The 3,184-nt window shown below is 54.1% G+C and carries 1 pseudogene; it reads right to left on the bottom strand.

Features of this window, described 5'->3' with window-relative positions:
- A pseudogene (locus tag DW806_RS14915) lies at positions 1–3,184 on the bottom strand (hypothetical protein); the annotation flags it as partial.

Raw genomic sequence — 3,184 nt, 5'->3', positions numbered from 1 at the left:
TCTTGCCGGTTTTCAGCTTGTTCTGTGCCGTGTAGGTATACTCGGTCGTGCCGTCCGGTGCAGCCTTCTTAATCAGATTGCCCGCCGCGTCATAGGTATAAGTGGTCGTACCGTCCTTGCCGGTCTTGCTAACCAGACGGTTTTGCAGATCGTAGGTGTAAGTGTTCGTACCATCGGAAAGCAGATTGCCCGCGAGGTCGTAGGAATACTTCGTATTCTTGCCCTCGATATTGGTGCGGATAAGCTGATTGGCCTTATCGTAGTAGTAGCGTACCAACTCGTCCTTCTTGTCAATGTCTACACCGGAACGGTTTTCACTTACGATATTGCCCGCATCATCGTAGGTATACGCAGTCTGACGGCGTGTGCTGTTGCTCTTGGTGACTTCCTTTTGCAGCGTCAGCAGACCGGCGGCGTTATAATCATACTCGGTCGTGCTGCCGTCGCTGTGGCCTTCCTTGATTGTGCGTCCTTCCGCGTCGCGCGTGTAGGTAATGCCTGTGCCGTCATGGTCGGTCTGGGACTTCACATTGCCGAGACTATCATACGCGGTCGTAACAGCCTTGCCGTCGGGGTAGGTGATGGACAGACGGTTGCTTGCCGCGTCGTAGGTGTACGCCGTGGTCGTGCCGTCCTCATTTGTGACAGCGGTGGTGCGGGAAAGCGCGTCGAACGCAAATGCTACCGTGCCGTTTCCATCCTTGGCCGAGGTCATGTTGCCCGCCTTGTCATAGGCAAAGGTCGCAGTACCATCCGCGTCCTTGCGGGAAACCATGCGATACAACTTGTCGTAGGTGTACGCGGTCTGCTTGCCGTTTTCGTCAACCTGCGTCAGCACATTGCCTTCCTTGTCATGCGTGTAGGTAGTCACGCTGCCCAGCGGAGAGGTTTCGGTCAGCAGATTGCCCGCTGCATCATAGGCATAAGTGGTCGCGGCCTTCTCGTCACCGCCGCCGTACATCGTCGTGCCTGCGGTGTTGCCAAACGAATCATACCGGTACTCGAACATACCGCCTTCGGCGTTGGTCTTGGAAACAAGACGATTCAAGCCGTCATAGGTGTATATGGCCTTGTTCTTGTTGCCGTCGATCACCGCCGTCTGGTTGCCTGCAAGGTCGTATTCGTACTCGGTTGCATGGTTAAGCTGGTTGGTTTCCTTGACCTGCCGATTCATGCAGTCATACGCATACTTCACCCATTCGTTGTTGCGGTTGGTGTACTGAATGAGATTGTTGTTCGCATCATACTGATAAACGGCATACGCATTATTCGCGTCGGTTTCCTTGCGGAGATTACCGGCTGCGTCATAGGTGTAGGTAGTCGTTGCACCCAGCTTGTCCGTGGTTGCTGCTACTCTGCCGCGTGCGTCGTAAGTGTTGGTAACAACACCAGAAAGTGCGTCGGTTTCGGTCAGTACATTGCCGTTCTTATCGTAGGTGTAGGTCGTTGCATTGCCGTTTTCATCGGTTGCAGAAACGACACGACCCAGCGCGTCATAAGCAGACGAGGACACGCCGCCTTCTGCGTCTGTGGTCTTGAGCAGGTTATAGTTTTTGTCGTAGGTGTACTGTGTTGCATTGCCTTCACGGTCAGTGGAAACCAGTACATTGCCTACGCCGTCATATTGCTTTGTTCCCGCATTACCCAGTCCGTCAATCGTTTTTATCACACGATACGCACCGTCGTACTCGCTCTTTGCGATTACTGTTCCGTCCTTGGTGACAGAAACCGTGTTGCCTACCTTGTCGTAGCCGTATTCGGTCACAACACCTACTGCGTTGGTTTCGGTATGCGTTCTGCCGAGTGCGTCATAGGTGTACTTGGTTGCATTGCCGTTCTGGTCGGTTACTTCGCTGACATTTCCGAGCGCATTGTAGGTATAGTGGGTTTCGCCGCCGTCCGCATAGGTGATAACAGTAATCTGGTCTTTGCGGTTGTACTGATACGAAGTTTTGTTGCCTTTCGGGTCAGTGACGGTGAGTTGGTTGCCGTTCGCATCATAGGTGGTAGCAGTCTTACCGCCGAGTTCGTCATAGCTTTCTGTCGTGCGTCCCAGCGCGTCATACACCGTGCGGGTCTTGCTGCCGTCTGCGTTAATCTGCTCTACGGCGCGTCCCAGCAGGTCATAGATATACTTTGTCACATTGCCTTCGGGGTCGGTAACACTAAGCTGATTGCCCGCAAGGTCGTAGGTGTACGCGGTAACGCCGCCGAGTGCGTCCGTTTCGGTCAGCAGCCGTCCTACCTTGTCGTAAGTGTAGGTGGTTTCGTTGCCTTCGCCGTCAATCTGCTTTACCGCTGCATTGATGGCGTTGTACTCGGTCTTGGTTTCATTGCCGTTTGCGTCCGTTGTGACAAGCAGATTGCCAACAGGGTCATAGGTATAGGTTGTCTTGTTGCCTGCACCGTCGGTTTCAGTCTTGGTTCGTCCGAGCGCGTCATAGGTGTAGGTTTTCTTGTTGCCTTCTGCGTCGGTTTCCGAAACCGTGCGTCCCATGCTGTCATACGCATAGATCGTTTCGCCGTCCAGCGCGTCAATCGTCTTTGCTACACGGTCGAGCGCGTCATATTCATAGGTAGTCGCATTGCCTTCCGCGTCCGTAGTCTGGATAAGCAGGCCGCGATCGTTGTAGGTGTAGCGGGTTTCGTTGCCCTCTGCGTCTGTTACCGATACAAGCTGTGCGGTATCCTTGTCATATTCATAGGTGGTTTCATTGCCGTTCGCGTCCGTGCGTTTGAGCGGTTCGCCGTTCGTGCCGTATTCGGTCGTTACCGTGCCGCCGAGCGCGTCCTTGGTCGAGGTGGTAAAGCCGTTGGCATTGTACTCATACGAGGTTTCGCCGCCCAGCGCGTCTACGGTTTTCAGCAGCTTGCCCGCCTTGGAGTAGGTATGCTTGGTCGTTGCGGTAGCCGTATCACTCACCTTGGTATGCTCTGCAACGATGCGGCCTACGGCATCGTATTCAAAGCTGGTAACGCCGCCTTCTGCGTCAGTGACAGAAAGCTGCCGTCCCTTATCGTCATACGCATAGGTAGTCTGATTGCCGAGTGCGTCCGTAACCGTAATCGGCAGACCGAGTGCATTATAGGTGTACGAAGTGGTATGTCCGTTCTTATCGCGGAACTCGGTCAAGCTGTGTCCGGAGTAGGTATAGGTTTCCGTATTGCCGAGCGCGTCCGTGAT

It is taken from the genome of Butyricicoccus sp. AM32-19 (assembly GCF_003480365.1).
GTDB classification, from domain to species: Bacteria; Bacillota; Clostridia; order Oscillospirales; family Butyricicoccaceae; genus Agathobaculum; species Agathobaculum butyriciproducens.
This window is presented reverse-complemented; position numbering and strand designations above follow the sequence as displayed.